Origin of the sequence: Photobacterium sp. TY1-4, from assembly GCF_025398175.1 — a bacterium.
Classification (GTDB): domain Bacteria; phylum Pseudomonadota; class Gammaproteobacteria; order Enterobacterales; family Vibrionaceae; genus Photobacterium.
Genome location: NZ_CP099735.1, coordinates 447884 through 465716, shown reverse-complemented (window position 1 = coordinate 465716; position 17833 = coordinate 447884). Strand labels below are relative to the sequence as shown.

Sequence of the window (17833 nt, the reverse complement as noted above, 5' to 3'; positions counted from 1 at the left end):
AAAAACCAGAAAAATCGTTTTATTCCAGTATTGTCCAGCCGCGCTGCTCAGCCATCCTGAGCAGCGCGGTTTTTTCTTTCTGCTGCTCGGCGGTCAGCCAGTCAATAAAATGCGTGACATCGTCACTTTCAGTGGTGGCGTGGTAGTAATACATCCACTGGCTGTTGGCGACCACGGCGGCGTGTTTCGGTAGCATGAGATAGCCTTGCTCCAGCTCATGAACCACCAGCATCAAATCGGTAATGGCGACGCCCTGACCGGCCAGGCAGGAGGTCAGGGCCATATCCAGGGTGTTGAAGGTGAGTCCCGGTTGATGGATCTGGTTCGGACGCTGAACACTCTTCAGCCAGGCCTTCCAGTCACTCTGATCTGAGGTCGGATGCAGGCGCGGGTAATTCAGCAGCTCGTCAATCGACACTGGCTGATTGCTGCGGGTGAGTTGGCCGGAGTAAACCGGAGCCAGATACTCTTTTCGTAAAAAATGCTGCTGATAGCGACTCGGCGGTTCGTGCTGCATGTTATAGACAGCCACATGGTAGTCATCTTCGTCCAGCATCAGCTCTTCACTGGTATGGCCCATGCTGGAGGAGATCACAATATCCAAATCCGGGTGCAATGCCTTAAATGAATGCAAGCGGGGGATCAGCCAGCGCACGGCAAAGCTCATGGCGACCTTGACTTTCAGCGTGCCGGTTTCCTGAACCCGACACTGTTTAATCGTGCGGTTGAGCTCACTGTACTGACGGGTCAGCAGCAGGGCGACTTCCTTGCCTGGCTCGGTCAACTCCAGCGCCCGGTGATGGCGGATAAACAACGGAAAACCTAAGCTTTCTTCCAGTTGTCGGATTTGCCTGCTGACCGCACTTTGGGTGACATTCAGTTCACTGGCTGCCAGGGTAAAACTCAGGTGACGGGCCGCTGATTCAAAGACCCGGAGGCCGTTGAGGGACGGGGGTAATAAGGCATGTCTCTTTTTTAATTCCATCGGAGAACCACTTAGGTGTGCGAAGTGCTTGGATGAGTTTTAAGAATGCCAAGGTACTATAAATGTCGTTTGAAAGGCAAAGTTTTACGCCTTAGAGTAGCGAGGATAGAAGTAATCCCTGTTTCGTGCAGGTTACGGTTTGATTTTTTGCCTTGCGTTGTGAGTCTTGAATAAAAAATGAAAAAGTTGGTCACGCTCGCTATACCACTGATTATTTCTCAGTTGGTGGCCCAATTACTGATTTTTACTGATGTCTGGATGATGGCCCAGCTCAGTATTATGGCCATTGCCGGTGGCGGCTTGGGCGCGACGGTGTATTCGATCGTGTTTATTATTGCCGGCAGTACTGTCGGTTGTGTTGCAAACCTGATCGCCATTGCTTACGGGATGCGGGCATCCCGCCCGGCCCAGGGGGATCAGGAGATCCGCGCTGCCGTGAAAGGCGGGGTCCTGCTGTCTGTGATTTTGACGCTGGCGTTGCAACCGGTGTTCCTGTTGATGCCGGAGATGCTGTCGATGGCCGGTCAGGATCCGCAGGCCGTAGTGCTGGCGGTGGATTACTTAGATGCGCTGAAATGGTCGATGTTACCGACGTTAATCCTGCTGGTGCTGCGGAGTCTGGTCAGCGCGTTTGGTGATACCCGTTCGGTGATGGTGATGTCTCTGGTCACGGTGGTGCTGAATGTGCCGCTGAGCTACCTGTTTGCCTTTGAGTGGAACCTGGGACTGGCCGGTTTGGGTTATGGTACGGCGCTGGCGGCGTTGCTGGTGATGTTCGGTTATGGCTACTGGGTATTTCAGCAGCCGAAATACCGGGACTATCATCCGTTGCAGCAGCTTCGTGAATATCGTGTCGGGATCATGTTGCCGCTGCTGGGGCTCGGGGTACCGATTATGATCGCCACGATGCTGGAACATGCGCTGTTTTCCGGGGCGGTATTACTGGCGGGTACACTGGGTGCGGTTTCGCTGGCCATTCACCAAATTGCGCTGCAATGTCTGAATCTGTCCTGGAATGTGGCGTTTGGTTTTTCCCAGGCCGCTTCGATTCTGGTCAGTCAGCATGTGGGCCGTCAGGAGCCACAACTGGTGCGCCGCTATGCCTATCTGGGGCTGTTTCTGGTCACTGCAGTGAGCGCGGTCTTCGGGGTTGCGGTGAGTGTGTGGCCGGAGTTTCTGACCCAGGTCTTCAGTGTTGAAGGCGATGCGCTGGCGATGGACTTGGTTGCGGCCTTGCCGAGTGTGATGATTATGGTCGCGCTGTGTTTTGTCGTGGACGGCTGGCAACTGGCGGCGATCAGCATTCTGCGTGGGATGAAGGTCGTGAAGGCTCCGACAGTGTCAACGGTGATCGGCTACTGGCTGATTGGACTGCCGGCTGCCTGGTATTTGATGAAAGGCATGGGGCTGGAAGGGATCTGGGCTGGCTTGGGCATCGGCCTGGCGGCGACCGGGGTGATGCTGGTGAGCTTGCTGTTCCGTCACCTGAATCACTTTGAACGCTTGGTGCAGCAATCCCACGCACGATCGGCGCATGATCCGCATCAGCCGTCGCACCCGGTAGAGTCTGGTACAGAGCGCGCCGGCGTGCGTGCGGTGTCAGAGAATCCGTCTGCGGTGCTGACTTAACGTCCGTGAAAAGGCTCACTTGAATGAGCGGGCTTTGGTTTTATGGGGCTATGGTTTTATGGGACTATGGTTTTATGGGGGGATGGGTTCCTCATTGAGTGATTGAAAACAGCACAAAAAAAGCCGGAAATGATTCCGGCTTTTTTATGGGTGTATTTTGATTAGATGTGATTTTTACTGAACGAGATACCTGCCGCCGGGTGTTAACGCATGCGAAACACATTGGTTTGTTTGTCTTGCTGGACTTCGGCGAAGCTGCGGACAAACGGTCCCTGCTGGCGAATACGAGCCGGTAGGGTATCAATGACACGTTTGGCTTCGGCCTTGGTGGCGAAGTCGCCATAGATCACCGCGTACCAGCGATTGCCCAGACTGCGTTTCCAGTTGACCCAAATTGGGTCTTGTCCTTTGATATCCCGGATATAACCGCGGACGTCGCGCTCTTCACTCAGTGCCAGAACCTGAATCGTAAAACGATTTGGATCCAGATGGCCATAGGCTTCCTGGGTCGTCATTGCACCGACACATTGGCTTTGTGGGCCGTTGGTTGTCGTACAGCCGGTCAAAAAGAGCAGCGCTGCGACCGCAAAGAACTTATACACTCAGTGTCCCCTTTATGCTTCCAGATGAAATTGCCATGATCTATAGGCGGTTAATTTCTCCGGATGGTAAATGTTTTTTTGGTTTATGGGTGTTACGGTGGTTGGTTGTCGGGTTTTATATCATTCTCGGGACTTACCTCATCCTCGGTATGGTTACTGTTTTTATATCCAGTATGTTGGCAGACGCGGTCACGAAATTCAATGGCTTGTCCGATGTGTGTGACCGCCGACGCTTTACTGTCCGGCTCCTAACCAGAAAGCGGTGAGTTTTTCTTCAATCTCATCAATCGTGGTGGTGCTGTGGGTTCGGGCAATCGCGCTTATCAGCGCATCCTGCTTGGCGGCTTGAATTCGGGTGAGCACCTTTCGGGTTGGGGGCGACAACAGATCTTTGAGATCAAACCCGAGCAGAAAGGCCGAAATCCGCTCTACGTTATAGTCCAGCTGCTCTCCGGGCACGTAGTCTTCCCACAATCTGCCGTCATGAATGTGCTGGTATTTATCCATGATGGTGTAGAAGTCGGTGGCATCTTTGCTGTTTTCTGCGCCGCGCTCATCCCAGGCCATGAGTTTGAGCAGGACGATGCCCGGCAGGGAAGCAACTTTGAACTGGTGTGATTGAAAGTTCACGGTCAGGGCTGCATCGAAGGCTTCCTGAAATCCGACGACAGACATAGTCACCTCATGACCCGGCGGCCATTGAATGTGGCCGTGAGCATCTTCGAGTTGCCCGAACGGAATAATGTCGACCGGCAGGTTGGTTTCCGGCTCTTTGAGGCGATGTGGCTGGCGGGTTTCCTCCAGCCCGGCATGGATCAGACCGGTTTTAACGGCTTCAAACTCCTCCCAATCTGCGACAAAAATTGCAGTATCGATGTCGCGGGTTGCCCGGATCGGCGGATGGCCGAAAACGCCGTGAAGCACGATGTCGCGCGCGGTGGCTCCGGCGATGAAATAGGGTTTACCGGTTTGCTCAATGGCCCTGATCACTTTGATCAGGGCGGTTTCAAACGCCGGGTTAAGGGAGTTGGTTAAGATGTAGATATTGTTCATTGAGGATCTCGGCGACTTCGCGGTTTCGGCTGTCCGGGCTTGTCAGGAGCTCAGCCGTACATAACAGGGCTTGAGCCGTTTGATTGAGCGTGAGGTTTTCTCCCCAGAACGGGGCGGCGATGGTCAGTTTTCCGTCTTGCGCCGGTCTGGCCTGGTATTGCCTGAATTTTTGCTGAAACGGGGCTCGTGTGAACAGTAACCACTGCTCCGGCGTCAGGTATTGCGTGAGTTGGTAGGCGGCAATTTCACCACTCCAAAGCTCACCTTCTTCCAGGGCGATGGATGACCAACTGAGCGGTGTATTGACCGTCATCGCTTTGAGTTTTGGCTTGAGGGTCTGACGGTAGGCCTGCAGCCACTGATACTGTAATGTTTTTGGATCCAGCAAGCGGCGATGCTGTTTCTCCGCCGGAATATGATGGTTATCGATCAGGTAGTGAATGGCTTTGTTGACCATTCCTAATGAAATCCCCGCCTTGGCAGCAATGTCACTGTACGTTTTTTGCAGCAATTCTTCTTCTGCAAACAAAGCAAACAGGCATTTGGCGACACCGATACTCATGGTGTTTACCTGCGGGCGTTGGGTGTCCGGCACACGTCCCTGAATCAGGATATACACAGCATCATCGACGATGGACACATTCCCGGCTTCATCAATATAGTTGATGTAGTGCTCCCGGCAGTATTGGTGCAGAAAGTCACTGAGGCAGTTGCAGATCAATAAGGGGTTGTCGGTCTCAGCCGTCTGTTTGAGAAACTGCGCCAGATTCTCTTTTCGGTGGATCTGTTTATACACAACGGCAAAGTTGTGCGTTTTGGTATGCAGGGTCAGGCTGAGCCGGGCGTCATACGATGCCCGGGACTGTGGTTCTATTTCGACCTGCCAGTCCTGGGGCAGCGTATGGGGGAGCCGATGCTGCCAGATGAGCTCTTTTTTCATGATAGGTCCAATTTCATGAATCATGAAAAAATAATAATCGTGAAAATCATCAGTGTAAAGACAATTCCTGTTTGGTTTATTCCTAGCGAATCACTCAGCAAATCAGCCTATTCGCTTTCAAACTGCTGAGAGAAGCATCACCTGAAACTAAATTTGTTGTTTGAGGGTGACGATTATAGCTTCTCTCGAATAAACTGTATATATATACAGTATAGTGTAACCATAGAGCGAGTGAAGTATGGCGGTGTTTCCTGTTTTCATTGAGTCAATTCCTTGCGGCTTTCCGTCTCCGGCCGATGGTCATCAGGAAGAGCTCGATCTGGATGACTACTTGATCCGTCACCCGAACGCGACGTTTTTTCTCCGAGCTTGCGGGGATTCCATGACAGGCGCGGGGATCTATGACGGGGATCTGCTGGTGGTCGATCGCGCCGAAGCGATTGTGCCCAATCGGATTGTCATTGTTCGGGTGTATGACGAGTTCACCTGTAAGCGATTGGTTCGGCATCAAGAACAGTGGTGGCTGAAGGCGGAAAACCACCGCTACCAGCCGTTTCCCTTGCCGGAAGATGCTGAAATCTTCGGCGTGGTGACCCGAAATATTCATAACTTGCTGGATTGATGCATGATGAGTGCTGTGTTTGCGGGCTACCGGGATCAAATCTGGGCCTTGGTGGATGCCAAAAGTTTTTACACCAGTTGTGAGCAGGTGTTTGATCCGACACTGGCGGGCAAGCCGGTGGTGGTGCTGTCGAATAACGACGGCTGCTGTGTGGCGATTTCCGAGCAGGCCAAAGGCTTGGGGATCCAGCGGGGGGCCCCCTGGTTCAAAATCGAGCGGGAGGCTCGTAAGCTGGGCGTACAGGTTCGCAGTTCGAACTATGTGCTGTACGCAGATATGAGCCGACGCTTTATCGAAGAGCTGTCCCGGTTTTCGCCGCAGGTGGAGCAGTATTCAATCGACGAAGCGTTTGTCCGCCTGGACGGGATGAACCAGGAAGATTTAACGGCGTACGGCCAACAGATCCGGGACACGATTTATCGCCATCTCGGCCTGGCGGTACGGGTCGGTATCGGCGCCACGCCCACGCTGGCCAAACTGGGAAATCAGGCGGCGAAAACTTACGAGCAGCGGTTGCATGGTGTGGCTGAAATCAAAACCGAACATCAGCGGCGCTGGTTGTTGCAGCGAACTGATGTACAGGACATCTGGGGCATTGGGGCAAAAACGGCAACCCGGCTGCGAACCTCAGGGATCACCACAGCACTGCAGCTGGCTGATCAAAAATCGGCGGATATGCGCCGGTTGTGGAACGTGGGTCTGGCCCGAACCGTCCTCGAATTACAGGGTGCGGCCTGCATTGCACCGGGGGATATAGATGAAAAGCGTAAGCAAATCCTGTCCAGCCGCAGTTTTGGCGTCGGGATCAGCCAACTGGATGAGCTGAAGGCCGCATTGGCGTTTCACTGCCAGCGCGCCGGGGAGAAGCTGCGTCAGCAAGGCAGTCAGGCCGGGGTGGTCAGCCTGTTTTTACGCACCAACCGCTATAAAGACTTACCGCAATATAATAAGAGCACCGCGCGGGTTTTGGCCTGTCCCAGCCAGGATACCTATCAGTTTTTAAACTCAGCAATTGAGCAACTGCATGGGATTTATCGTCCCGGCTACGAATACCAGAAGATCGGGGTGATCCTCGACGATCTGTCTGATGTGCAGCACCACTACGTCCAGCTGGACATGTTTGACGCCAGTACCCTGGATGAAATGAAGCGGCGCAAACTGATGGCGGTGACGGATCAGCTCAATGCCCGTTATAAAAACGGTGTGAAACCGGCCTCGGTGATCAGCGCCACCAACTGGCACATGCGCCAAGCCTTCCGGTCCAATCGCTGGACCACCCGGCTGGATGAACTTCAGATTGCTAAGTGCTGAGCAGCGTGAGGGATGTAATTGATTACAAAAGTGAATCAAAATGATTGCAAACATTAATGACATTTGTTTTCATTCGCATTGTTGATGGTTTTGTTAAATGCTATAAATGGAATTTGTAATGAAAACAATGTTTATCCGACACCCGCTGGCTCTGGCGATTTCACTCGTTGTGGCCCCAGCCTTGGCTCAAAGTGATGCCCAGAGTACAGAAACGCTGACTGTCTATGGTCAGAGTTATGAAGGCTATGCTGAGCATATGCCAACGTCGGGGATGAAAACGGATCTGGAATGGCTGGATGTGCCTCAATCCGTTTCCGTGGTGACCGGAACAGAAATCAAAGACCGGGGCGCGGTGCGCTTGGTTGATGCCCTGGATGGTGTTGCTGGGGTGAATAATACGCTGGGTGAGGGGAGCCGGGATCAGTTCGTAATCCGCGGTTTTGATGCGCTCAATGATGTTTACCGTGACGGACTGCGGGATGACGGGAATTTGCAATCCTACCGTAGCCTGGCAAATATTGAACGAATTGAAGTGGTCAAGGGAGCGGCAGGGGCCTTGTATGGACGCGGCTCTGCCGGCGGCTTGATTAACCTGGTGACAAAACGTGCCAACGGGGAAAAGTTCACACGCTTCAATGCAGGTGTTGGCAGCAACAACCAGTTTGTGGGTCAGGTTGATAGCTCAACATCATTGTCAGACAGTGTGAATGGGCGCGTGAACCTAGAGTACCGCGAAGGTGATTCCTATGTCGATCATGTGGATTCACATGATTATTTTATTGCGCCGACCTTGAGAATGACACCCATGCAGGGGCACACGTTAGATCTGGATGTGGAGTATGCCTACCAAGAACTGGTCCCGTACCGGGGCGTGCCATCGAAAGATGGCAAGCTGGTTGACGTACCGGTGGATACCTTCTTTGGCGGCACGAATGACTATCAGAAATCGGACAGCCTTCGCCTGGCGGCCGACTATGAAATTGCGTTGAACCATGCGTTGACATGGAATAACCGTGTTTCCTGGAACAAGATAGATCTGGAGCAAAAAGGAACCCGGCAAGCGAGTACCGCTGTGACCGGGGATACAGTTGCACAGACCGTCAATAACTTTGGCTATGATCCGCGCACCACGACCACGCTACAGTCCGAGTTGGTCTGGGATACTGGCGCGAACCAGCTTCTGATCGGGGCTGACTACAACCGTATTGATATTGATCTGACGCTGGCCAGCAATAAAACGCTGCCGGGCAAAGATATTCACAACCCGACTGCCGGACCGACGCAGGATCCGGGCTTTAAACCGTTCCGGGACAATGTGACGGAAACGACCGGTTTATATATTCAGGATGTATACACCCTTGGTGACTTGTCCCTGATTGGTAACGTGCGCTACGACATGATGGATCTTGAACAGCAAAAGTTTGGTCAGGAGAAAGAATCACTGAGCGATGAAAAAATCAGCTACCGCGCCGGCGCTGTTTATCGCCTGACGAGCGATGTTTCAACGTATGCGACATGGGCCCGTTCATGGCAGTTGCCTTATGCCGGGATCTATATTAATCCGAAACTGGCAGAGTTTTTCCATACCGACCTGCAAGAGCTGGGCTTGAAAGCGTACTTGTTGGATGATTCGTTGATGCTGAATGCTGCGCTGTTCCGGATCGATCAGGAGCAGCCTCAAACCAATACTGACGGTGATGTCATCGATAAAACAGAAGCGCGTCATCAAGGGGTTGAGCTTGAGATCCGTGGCCAGCTAACTGAGCAGTGGAATGTTTCTGCCGGCTATAGCTACCTGGATGCTGAAGATAAGGAGACTGGGAAGAAACCAAATGATGTCTCTGATCATTTGTTCTCTTTGTGGACTGCATATCAGCTGGATGACCACTGGCGCTTCGGCGGCGGGGTGAAATATGTAGGTGATCGTTTTGCTGGCAATGACGAAGCGGTTGCGTTGGGAGATTATACCACAGTCGATCTGATGGCTGAGTACAGCATTGGTCGTCATCAGGTACAGCTGAATGCGTATAACATCCTGGATGAGAAGTATATCCTGGGCGCGACAAATGGGACCTCTGGTCTGAATCAGATTGGTTACGGTGCTCCAGCAGAGTTCATGCTGCGCTATGGTTATCAATTCTAATCAAAATGACAGGCAACCCTCAGGGGTTGCCTTTTTTCTTCGATGCGGTTTCGAGCCAGCTGTTTTCTTGACGACTCTTTAAAAACAGAAATATCACTATTGTAAATGATTGTAAGATTTGTTTTCATTTGCTGCCTTTGTCGATGTCATTGAAATGGGTGGTTTATTTTTAAGCAGCCAGCGGCGTCGACGGATAGTGGCCTATAGGTCTAGTTGGAATTAACAAATAACGCAGAGGAGTAACAAGGCGTGGGTCAGCGAGCATATTTTGTTTTTGGGCTGTTCTTTACGTTGCTGGGGAGCTTGCTCTCCAGTGCCTCGGTATCGGCGGCTGATACCAGAACTGAAACCAGAACGATACAAGGTGAAATCGGGGAAGTGACGCTGACGGGGACGCCGACGCGTATTGTGGCACTCGAGTTCTCCTTTGTTGATGCAATGGCAGCCGTTGGTGTGGCACCTTTGGGCATTGCTGACGACGGTAAACCGGAGCGCCTTATTCCTGCTGTGAAGGCTGTGGTCCCAACCTGGCAATCTGTCGGCTCGCGCTATCAGCCAAGCCTGGAGGCGATTGCTGAACTCAAACCGGATTTGATTATTGCGGATTTGGAGCGACACAGCACCATTTATCAAGACCTGAGCCGTATTGCGCCGACGCTGGTTTTGAAAAGCCGGGGAGAGACTTATCAGCAAAATCTTGAAGCGGTGATCACGCTGGCGAAGGCCATTAACAAATCACCAGAAATGGCGGCGCGTCTGGCGCAGCACCGGGAAACTATGACAGCCTTCAAAGCAGAGATCCAGGCATCCGGTACGGTTCAGTTTGCGGTGCTTTCTGAGCGCGGCATGTGGATGCACGGCCCCGCGTCTTATGCAGGCAGCGTATTGGATTCACTGGGTATCAAAGGCCCGATCCCGGAGCAAACTGAACAAGCTTATATTCCAACCAGCCTTGAGCAACTGCTGGCGGCGAATCCTGACTGGCTGCTCATTGGCCGCTATTCGGAGCAAACCCCTCTGGATGAGTGGCAATCGAGCCCGATGTATTCGCTGCTACGGGCGGTAAAACATGACCAGGTGGTCGAAGTGTCACCAGGCCTGTGGTCACTGAGCCGCGGGATGCTGGCTGCAGAAGGCATGGCAGAGAATATAACCAAGCTATTGAATAGTCAGTCATGAGTCGTTCGCCTTCGGCAACCGTTAGGGTTGCTTCAAGTAAATCGCTTTCTTTTCGATGTTTGGCAAGGTGGGGCCTGATGTTGGCCTTGGCCGGCAGTGGGGTCGTTGTTGGTTTGCTTAGCTGGTCCAGTTTCTCCCTGCAATTGTCAGACCTCTCGGGCCTAGCCCTGGCTTACAATGAAGCCAGCATTGCCCAGCAGCTGATCTTCAATATCCGTCTGCCGCGGGTCCTGTCAACATTGATGATCGGGGCCAGTCTGGCTGTCGCCGGTGTCCTCATGCAGGGCGTGACCCGAAATCCACTGGCATCTCCGGCCATTTTGGGGGTAAATGCCGGGGCTGCTTGTTTCATGGCCTTGTCTGCCATTGGGGTTGCGGTGATCAGTGAGTTACATCCGCTGTTGTGTGCCTTGTTTGGTGGAGCCCTGGGCGGGTTGATGGTAATCGCGCTCGGGGGATACCTGAATGGTAACCGAATTAATCCGGTCCGCCTGGTCCTGGCCGGGATCGCAATCAATGCTCTGTTGGCCGGGCTGACACGGGCCGCGCTGATCATCGCTGACGAAATGGCCTACAGCATTATTTACTGGCTGGCTGGTTCGGTGGCGGAGGCTGGTTGGCAGCAATGGATGTTGTTGTGGCCGGTCTGCTCTGTGGTGTTGTTGCTCTCTTTTGCACTTGCCCCGCAGCTCAATACTTTGGCATTGGGCGATGAAGTTGCCGAAAGTTTAGGGATTGGTTTAGGCAAAGTCCGCTTGCTCGCGATTGTCGCTATTCTTGTGCTGACCGCCGCTTGTGTGGCGGTCGCCGGTCCTATCGCCTTTGTCGGCCTGATCGTGCCGCATGTCTGTCGCGCTGTGGTCGGCAGAGATCACCGAATATTACTCCCATTTGCCGCGCTGGGCGGAGCCGTTCTCCTGATGTGGGCGGATGTTCTGGCACGCGCGGTTGGATTTCCTGCGGAAACACCGGTGGGCGTGGTGACGGCACTCATCGGGACACCTTTCTTTATCTTCTTATCCGCGAAAGGACGTACCTAATGCAAATGGCTTTTTCGAAAAAGCCCGTCGGGTTTGCGATTTTCGGGTTGATCATTGCCGGGATCGTCAGTCTGTATACCGGCGTGAGCGATCTGGATACCGCGCAGATCATTGATGCTTTACGCAACGGCGGAGAGCATGATTTTGTCGTCAATCACTACCGGTTACCACGGATGGTGCTGGCGATGCTGGTCGGGGCCGGACTCGGGTTGTCCGGCGTTCTGGTTCAGGGAGTGATCCGAAATCCGCTAGCTTCTCCGGATTTGATGGGGATCAGCGCAGGGGCCGGACTGGCCGCAACCGGCTTACTTGTTATCTATCCGCAGGCACCGCTGTGGTTTCTGCCTGTCGCGGCAATCTCCGGCGGGTTGCTTGCTGCGTTGATGATCTACACAACAGCGATGTTGACGCATCCGACACCCGCCCGGCTGGCACTGACGGGCGTGGCGATTAGTGCTTTTCTTTCCAGTGGGATTGATTTCCTTCTGATTGTTCACCCCATTGAAATTAACACCGCCATGGTCTGGCTGACCGGCAGTCTATGGGGACGGAATTGGCAACAGTTTCCACTTATTTTTGTGGTCTTGTGCAGCTTAATTCCGGTTGCGTGCTGGCTGGCGTGGCGCCTAGATGTGCTGGGAAGCGGCGAATCCATTGCCAGGGGACTGGGCGTTCATGTCACTCAGGTACAAGCGCTGGCTTTGATCGTGTCTGTGGTACTGGCCAGTGTCAGTGTGTCGGTGGCCGGCACCATCAGCTTTGTCGGCTTGCTGTCTCCCCATCTGGCGAGATTGTTGGTCGGCGGTAAGCACGTGGTTCTGATCCCGATGGCTGCATTGATTGGCGCATTATTAGTATTGGTGAGCGACATTCTGGCACGGGGGCTCATTCCGCCAACAGAATTTCCGGCGGGGATTATCACTTCGGTGATAGGCGCACCTTATTTTATTTATTTGTTATCACGGTATAAGGGGTGGTAATGCTTCATGCGATGAATGTTACGGTCGGGTATGGCGAGAAAGCAATTCTCCATAACCTCTCGGTGACGATCCCACAGGGAAAAGTCACGGCACTGATTGGCCCGAACGGATGCGGAAAATCAACGCTGCTGAAAACGCTGTCACGGGTGATCACACCATCATCCGGTCAGGTTCAATTGAACGGCCGTCCACTCAGCAAATGGGTAACGAAAGCAATTGCGCAGCATATCTCCCTGTTGCCGCAGAACTTACTTCATCCCGAGGGGATCACGGTTCGTCAGCTCGTTGAGTACGGACGCACGCCGTATGTGTCTCATTGGGGCCGGCTGAAATCCGAAGATCGGCACATTGTTGAGCAGGCGATGGTGCGCACTGGCGTTGATGAATTTCAACACACGCTGCTTGACGGCCTGTCAGGCGGACAGCGGCAACGGGCATGGATTGCGATGATCCTGGCTCAGGATACTGAGATCGTAATGCTGGATGAGCCGACAACGTTTCTCGATCTCTCGCACCAAATCGAGCTGATGCAGATTATTCGTGATATGCAGGCAACCGGAAAAACGGTTGTTGTTGTTCTGCATGATCTCAACCAGGCGGCGCGATATTGCGATCATCTGGTGGTGCTCAAGCAAGGGGTCATCGAAGCTGAAGGAGCGCCCGAGGCCATTATGACCCATCAGTTACTGAACGATGTTTTTTCGGTGAAAGCCAAAGTGGTGGCTGATCCGGTATCCGGCACCCCTTTATGTGTGCCGTTATAACAATAAAAGCTGCCGTTGGCAGTGTCATGGAAGCTGCTTGTGAGTGCAAGCATGATCAATTGAAGACGTAAGTAGGAAATTAAGCGTGGCGAAGAAAACTCAGACTCCACCCCATAACACCTGGAAATACTCATTGCTCGCCGGTTCGGTCGTTTTGGCCCTGAATGCGCAGGCCAGTGAATACCAGACAACCGATGAGGTCATGGTGATCACTGGCAGTGTGATTGGGACATCAAGCATTGAAGAAGTAAGAGATTACCCGGGGAACCGTACTGTTCTGACTCAGGATGACATCAAAAAGTCAGCAACCCTGTCAATTGACGGCGCCTTACAGCGGGTGCCTGGTATTAAGATCCAGGATGAAACAGGAACAGGTGTGCTACCAAATATCTCTGTGCGGGGCCTGAAAGCGAGTCGAAGCGGACATGCCCAGTTTTTGATGGACGGGGTGCCGATGACGCTGGCACCTTACGGGCATACAGGCCAGTCTATTTTCCCTTCCACGTTGAGCACGTTAGATCGCATTGATGTGGTTCGGGGTGGGGCTGCGGTTCAGTATGGTCCCAATAACGTCGGCGGGGTGATTAACCTGGTGACCAAGCCGATTTCGCAGACGTGGGAAACCGAACTCAGTAATAAATTGACTGTGTTTGAAGGCGGTGATGCGCCGTTGAATGACTTTTACTTGCGCACCGGTGGCTGGGTATCCGATAGTTTTGCAATTCAATTGGAAGGTAACTTCCTCACCGGAGAAAGCTTCCGTGAGCACACCGATACCGACGTGAAGAACTTCCAGTTGAAAACAGAGTGGTTGGTCGATGAGTTACAATCCGTAGAAGCATTTGTACAACGCTATGATGCGGATACGCAAATGCCGGGGGCGCTGAGTCCTGCCGACTATCAGGCAGATCGCCATCAATCAACCCGCCCTCATGATAACTTTGAAGGGGAGACAACGCGGTGGAACGTCCGTTATACCCGTGATATATCAACACTTCCATTCGTGGACCTGGCAGAAGCTGAAATACTGCTGTTTGGCCACCATGCCAAGCGTAACTTTGAGTGGGGCTTTAACAGTGGTGATGGCCACTGGGCCGACCCGGGCATTGCGTCGACGCACTTGCGCACTTCTCCACGGACCTTTGATGTTTATGGGGTCGAGCCTAAAGTGAACTTCTACGTTGCGGGTACCCGCGTCAGTCAGAACTGGATTATCGGAACCCGGTTTGTCAATGAAGATATCGATTATAAGTTGACTCAAACCGCTTTCGCCGATGGGACCACAACAACGCCGCGTGACTGGAATCTGAAAACCGATGCCTGGGCGGCCTACATCAGCAACGAAATGGGTTTCCTGGATGATACGCTGATGGTCACCCCGGGATTGCGTTACGAATCCATTGATATGCGTTTTCATGATCTGGGCAAAAGCACGAGCGACGATAACAACGTCAGTGAATTATTGCCGGGCCTGACGATGGCTTACCATTTCACCGATGAATGGGTCGGCTATGCCAATGGTCAGCGTTCATTGCGGGCGCCGCAGATTGCCTATATTCGCGGTAAAGGCGAAGAAGGCATGGAGTTGGCGTGGAACTATGAGTTAGGCACCCGTTTCACCGGTGAAGAGTCGACCTTTAACATTGCACTGTATCGCATCGACTTTGAAGATCAGCTGCAGTGGAACAGCGGTGAACAGTCGTTTGACAATATTGGTGAAACGCGTCACCAGGGGATTGAAGTGGAAGGCAGCTATTCGCCGGTTGCACTACCGGAGCTGTCGCTGCACCTGGCTTATAATTATCTGGATGCCGAGCAGCGAGAGGGGAAATTTGCGGGTAATCAGCTACCATATACCTCAAAGCATCAGGTGATCTGGGATACAACCTATGATTTCCGTGGCTACGAGACCACCGTATCCGGACTGTATTTCAGCGATGCCTTCAGCGATAACGCGAATACAGCCGATGAAGACGCCAGTGGCTCAACGGGCAGAGTTCCGAGTTATACCGTGTGGAATTTCAACGTCGGTAAAGACTTGTTTGCCAACGATAGCGGCACCCTGCGTGCAAACATCGCTATTAATAACCTGTTCGATAAAGAGTATTATTTCCGAGGCATTGATGTCAGCCCGGTTGGACGCTACCCGGCGCCAGGACGTTCCTATAGTCTGGATCTGAATTACACCTTCTAAATGAATCAGCCAGCCCCTTCTCATTTTGGGAGAAGGGGCTCCTTTCTTAAAAGTTCATTCAAAGATGGAGGGGCAGCCCTAGTGTGAGGGCATTTATAATCAACACTGGTTAAATTCCCTTTCATTATAACCAAAGCCTATTTCATAGAGAGAATGGGTATTTTTCTTTCCCCAGCCGGATTTTCGATAATAACCCTAGAGAGAAGGTGTTGCCCGAGCCGGGCTGGGAAAGAAAGAATGAGAAAATGGATTGCAGCCGTGCTGATGCTCGTGGTCGTGTCCGTAATGACCACCGGGCTAGTCAGTGCGTTGGCCGATTTGGCTGCTTTTTTGCTGTTGTTGTATGCGGTTGCGTGTCGGGCAATGACGCAAAGTAAAGGCACAACCCCGTCACGGGATAAGGTTGGAGCGGATTCTGTCCGGCAAACGGGGGATGACGTTGGTGCATCGCAGGACAAAATCGATATTGCCCCGTAGTTCAAACAGTGAAGGCCCGGAACTGAGCGCCATCAATTTGTATACTCAGATACATATGCATAGGATTGAGTGTTTGGGTTCGTATGCATAGATGATTTGAACGCAAAGAATTAGCGTATGACAAATGAAGCTATCGAAAAAGCGAGTAGTGAATGCTACTCGCTTTTTTGATGGCGTCGGTTCGCGGAGCCGCTGAAGCTATATGGGGGAAGAAACCGGTGCCGATAAAAACGTGTCTTCAGAAGAGCTGAATGTAGACCAGTGAGCCGACACCAATGATCAACCACAGGACGATCCCCAGCAACAAGGGCTGGAACCCGGCAGCGCGAAGTTTCTGTACTGTGATGCCAGAGCCGATCAGGAACAGACACACCACCAGTACCCGTTTTGAAATCATGAAGATCTGATCGTACAGCGGTTGCAGGTCCGGAACCCAGTGCGCGAACAGGATGGCGGCACAGTAAAAGACGATAAAAAACGGAATACCGATTTTTTTACTGTCGCCTTTAAACAGCAGTGCGCTGAGGAAAGCGATCGGAATGATCCACAGCGCCCGAGCCAGCTTCAGTGTCGTTGCGGTTTTGAGTGCTTCATCGCCATAGGCACCGGCAGCGCCCACCACCGATGAGGTGTCGTGGATCGCAATCGCAGCCCAGGTGCCGAAGGCGTGCTGGCTCATTTCCATCAGATGTCCCAGGGCCGGGAAAAGAAACAGGGCAACCGAGTTGAGCACGAAAACCGTCGCCAGTGCTAATGAGGTTTGATCATCGCGCGCATTGATCGCCGGTGCGACAGCGGCGATGGCACTCCCGCCGCAAATGGCGGTCCCGGCGGCAATTAAGTGGCCGGTTTTCTGTTCAATACGCAACAGCTTGGTTAGCAGGTAGCCGATACCGAGGGTGCAGAAAATGGATCCCACCACCAACCCGAGGCCTTGCTGGCTGGCTTCAATCGCCTCATCGAGATGAATGCCAAAGCCCAGGCCGATAATGGAGTAAGACAGTAACCTTTTCGTCAGGGCGGCCAGGTTGAACTGTGTCGGAACCAGGCCGAGGCTGGCCAGAATGAAACCCAGGATCAGAGCGACAGGTGAGCTGATGATTGGCAACAGGCAGATCAAGGCAATCAGGTAAAAGCTGTAATCAGCGGCTCGTGAGCTTTTAAAGGTTTGATAAAGCGACATCATTGGCGAATTCACCATGGGAGAAGGAAACTGTGCGGGCATTATACGAAGAAAATCACGTTAGATAGATTGAAATGTTTTGAAGGCAGGGTTAAGGAAAGTTGAACGTATTCAGGCAGCCGACTTTGGACTATTTTCTGACCCAAGTTCCGGCGGCATTTTGGTAATAATGCCCCGGATCGGTTTTTTGCACGGCTTTCTGGTACGCCAGCCTGCCGACTTCTTCGGTGGTCAGGCCGTTGGAGACCGCAATGCGCTGATAATTGGCTTTGCGGATTCGGTTCACAGAAGACACCAACTGTCTGACTTCAGAGGTGGTGGCCGCCGTAACAGGGGCAATATAGCCCGTGTTGGCTTCACCGACCAACCCTTGATCTTTTGCCTGCTGGAGATCCAGGGCAAAGGCACTGACAGAAAAACAAAGCGCGAAAAAAAAGATCAGTATTTTCTTCATGGCACTCTCCTTGCCAACTCAGAATACATCGTCGTCACTGAATAAGTCATCAATTTCCTTATCAACTTTAATGCGGATTTCATGTTCAATTTTAACATTCAGATTGACTTCGATGGGTTTATCCGAGGCGGTGACCTGGACGGTCGGAGTGCAGGCTGGTAATACACTCAACATTGCAATCATTGCAAGGAGTGCGAGGATGCTGGTTAGTTTAAGCTGAATATCCATGAGCGACGACCATTCTTAGCCTTCATCTTAAAAAAAAGCGCAATAAATG

The 17833-nt window shown here is 52.5% G+C and carries 17 protein-coding genes; 10 read left to right on the top strand and 7 right to left on the bottom strand.

The window, feature by feature from the left end; all coding sequences use genetic code 11:
- Positions 1–19: 19 nt before the first annotated feature.
- Positions 20–985 (bottom strand): LysR substrate-binding domain-containing protein, encoded by a 966-nt coding sequence (locus NH461_RS18730; protein WP_261604121.1) that lies wholly within the window; start codon positions 983–985, stop codon positions 20–22.
- 177 nt (positions 986–1162) lie between these two features.
- On the opposite strand from NH461_RS18730, the gene NH461_RS18725 reads away from it, so the two are divergent.
- A complete protein-coding gene (locus NH461_RS18725; RefSeq protein ID WP_261604120.1) occupies positions 1163–2614 on the top strand; it encodes an MATE family efflux transporter in 1452 nt (483 codons plus the stop codon).
- 203 nt (positions 2615–2817) lie between these two features.
- On the opposite strand, the gene NH461_RS18720 is transcribed toward NH461_RS18725, so the two are convergent.
- From NH461_RS18720 to NH461_RS18710, 3 genes are all read right to left on the bottom strand, one after another.
- Positions 2818–3216 carry an SPOR domain-containing protein gene (locus tag NH461_RS18720; RefSeq protein ID WP_261604119.1) on the bottom strand — a complete coding sequence of 133 codons (399 nt, stop codon included), beginning with the start codon at positions 3214–3216 and terminating at the stop codon, positions 2818–2820.
- A gap of 234 nt (positions 3217–3450) precedes the next feature.
- Positions 3451–4269, bottom strand: a complete 819-nt coding sequence (locus tag NH461_RS18715; protein WP_261604118.1) for a nucleotidyl transferase AbiEii/AbiGii toxin family protein — start codon at positions 4267–4269, stop codon at positions 3451–3453.
- Positions 4235–5209 carry a type IV toxin-antitoxin system AbiEi family antitoxin gene (locus tag NH461_RS18710; protein ID WP_261604117.1) on the bottom strand — a complete coding sequence of 325 codons (975 nt, stop codon included), beginning with the start codon at positions 5207–5209 and terminating at the stop codon, positions 4235–4237. The genes NH461_RS18715 and NH461_RS18710 overlap by 35 nt, the downstream gene beginning before the upstream one ends.
- 238 nt (positions 5210–5447) lie before the next feature.
- Between NH461_RS18710 and NH461_RS18705 the strand changes: the two genes are divergently transcribed.
- The 9 genes from NH461_RS18705 to NH461_RS18665 all read left to right on the top strand — a co-directional run bounded on the left by NH461_RS18705 (position 5448) and on the right by NH461_RS18665 (position 15919).
- Positions 5448–5831, top strand: coding sequence for a LexA family protein (locus NH461_RS18705; RefSeq protein ID WP_261604116.1), 384 nt, complete (start codon positions 5448–5450; stop codon positions 5829–5831).
- 6 nt (positions 5832–5837) lie between these two features.
- Positions 5838–7142 (top strand): Y-family DNA polymerase, encoded by a 1305-nt coding sequence (locus tag NH461_RS18700; protein WP_261604584.1) that lies wholly within the window; start codon positions 5838–5840, stop codon positions 7140–7142.
- A gap of 118 nt (positions 7143–7260) precedes the next feature.
- Positions 7261–9285 carry a TonB-dependent receptor gene (locus NH461_RS18695; RefSeq protein WP_410000131.1) on the top strand — a complete coding sequence of 675 codons (2025 nt, stop codon included), beginning with the start codon at positions 7261–7263 and terminating at the stop codon, positions 9283–9285.
- Positions 9286–9534: 249 nt separating this feature from the next.
- The gene (locus NH461_RS18690) at positions 9535–10464 is read left to right on the top strand and encodes a Fe(3+) dicitrate ABC transporter substrate-binding protein (RefSeq protein ID WP_261604115.1); all 930 of its coding nucleotides are present in this window, start codon (positions 9535–9537) and stop codon (positions 10462–10464) included.
- A 77-nt stretch (positions 10465–10541) separates the two neighbouring features.
- The gene (locus NH461_RS18685; RefSeq protein WP_261604114.1) at positions 10542–11504 is read left to right on the top strand and encodes a FecCD family ABC transporter permease; all 963 of its coding nucleotides are present in this window, start codon (positions 10542–10544) and stop codon (positions 11502–11504) included.
- Between the two features lie 5 nt (positions 11505–11509).
- A complete protein-coding gene (locus NH461_RS18680) occupies positions 11510–12484 on the top strand; it encodes an iron chelate uptake ABC transporter family permease subunit (RefSeq protein WP_410000138.1) in 975 nt (324 codons plus the stop codon).
- Positions 12484–13248, top strand: a complete 765-nt coding sequence (gene fecE / locus NH461_RS18675) for a Fe(3+) dicitrate ABC transporter ATP-binding protein FecE (RefSeq protein ID WP_261604112.1) — start codon at positions 12484–12486, stop codon at positions 13246–13248. The genes NH461_RS18680 and fecE overlap by 1 nt, the downstream gene beginning before the upstream one ends.
- 85 nt (positions 13249–13333) lie before the next feature.
- Positions 13334–15442: a TonB-dependent receptor family protein gene (locus tag NH461_RS18670; protein WP_261604111.1), complete on the top strand. Its 2109-nt coding sequence runs from the start codon at positions 13334–13336 to the stop codon at positions 15440–15442.
- Positions 15443–15679: 237 nt separating this feature from the next.
- The gene (locus NH461_RS18665) at positions 15680–15919 is read left to right on the top strand and encodes a hypothetical protein (protein ID WP_261604110.1); all 240 of its coding nucleotides are present in this window, start codon (positions 15680–15682) and stop codon (positions 15917–15919) included.
- A 238-nt stretch (positions 15920–16157) separates the two neighbouring features.
- On the opposite strand, the gene NH461_RS18660 is transcribed toward NH461_RS18665, so the two are convergent.
- From NH461_RS18660 to NH461_RS18650, 3 genes are all read right to left on the bottom strand, one after another.
- Complete coding sequence (locus tag NH461_RS18660) at positions 16158–17102, bottom strand: YeiH family protein (RefSeq protein WP_261604582.1); 945 nt, start codon at positions 17100–17102, stop codon at positions 16158–16160.
- 130 nt (positions 17103–17232) lie between these two features.
- Positions 17233–17556 (bottom strand): YdbL family protein, encoded by a 324-nt coding sequence (locus NH461_RS18655; RefSeq protein ID WP_261604109.1) that lies wholly within the window; start codon positions 17554–17556, stop codon positions 17233–17235.
- Positions 17557–17574: 18 nt separating this feature from the next.
- Positions 17575–17784, bottom strand: a complete 210-nt coding sequence (locus NH461_RS18650; protein ID WP_261604108.1) for a YnbE family lipoprotein — start codon at positions 17782–17784, stop codon at positions 17575–17577.
- Positions 17785–17833 lie beyond the last annotated feature (49 nt).

Bases quoted from the DNA above. Each gene is read 5' to 3' on its own strand.
- NH461_RS18730 (WP_261604121.1), bottom strand. From the start codon at position 985: ATGGAATTAAAAAAGAGACATGCCTTATTACCCCCGTCCCTCAACGGC.
- NH461_RS18725 (WP_261604120.1), top strand. From the start codon at position 1,163: ATGAAAAAGTTGGTCACGCTCGCTATACCACTGATTATTTCTCAGTTG.
- NH461_RS18715 (WP_261604118.1), bottom strand. From the start codon at position 4,269: ATGAACAATATCTACATCTTAACCAACTCCCTTAACCCGGCGTTTGAA.
- NH461_RS18710 (WP_261604117.1), bottom strand. From the start codon at position 5,209: ATGAAAAAAGAGCTCATCTGGCAGCATCGGCTCCCCCATACGCTGCCC.
- NH461_RS18705 (WP_261604116.1), top strand. From the start codon at position 5,448: ATGGCGGTGTTTCCTGTTTTCATTGAGTCAATTCCTTGCGGCTTTCCG.
- NH461_RS18700 (WP_261604584.1), top strand. From the start codon at position 5,838: ATGAGTGCTGTGTTTGCGGGCTACCGGGATCAAATCTGGGCCTTGGTG.
- NH461_RS18695 (WP_410000131.1), top strand. From the start codon at position 7,261: ATGAAAACAATGTTTATCCGACACCCGCTGGCTCTGGCGATTTCACTC.
- NH461_RS18685 (WP_261604114.1), top strand. From the start codon at position 10,542: ATGTTGGCCTTGGCCGGCAGTGGGGTCGTTGTTGGTTTGCTTAGCTGG.
- NH461_RS18680 (WP_410000138.1), top strand. From the start codon at position 11,510: ATGGCTTTTTCGAAAAAGCCCGTCGGGTTTGCGATTTTCGGGTTGATC.
- fecE (WP_261604112.1), top strand. From the start codon at position 12,484: ATGCTTCATGCGATGAATGTTACGGTCGGGTATGGCGAGAAAGCAATT.
- NH461_RS18665 (WP_261604110.1), top strand. From the start codon at position 15,680: ATGAGAAAATGGATTGCAGCCGTGCTGATGCTCGTGGTCGTGTCCGTA.
- NH461_RS18660 (WP_261604582.1), bottom strand. From the start codon at position 17,102: ATGTCGCTTTATCAAACCTTTAAAAGCTCACGAGCCGCTGATTACAGC.
- NH461_RS18655 (WP_261604109.1), bottom strand. From the start codon at position 17,556: ATGAAGAAAATACTGATCTTTTTTTTCGCGCTTTGTTTTTCTGTCAGT.
- NH461_RS18650 (WP_261604108.1), bottom strand. From the start codon at position 17,784: ATGGATATTCAGCTTAAACTAACCAGCATCCTCGCACTCCTTGCAATG.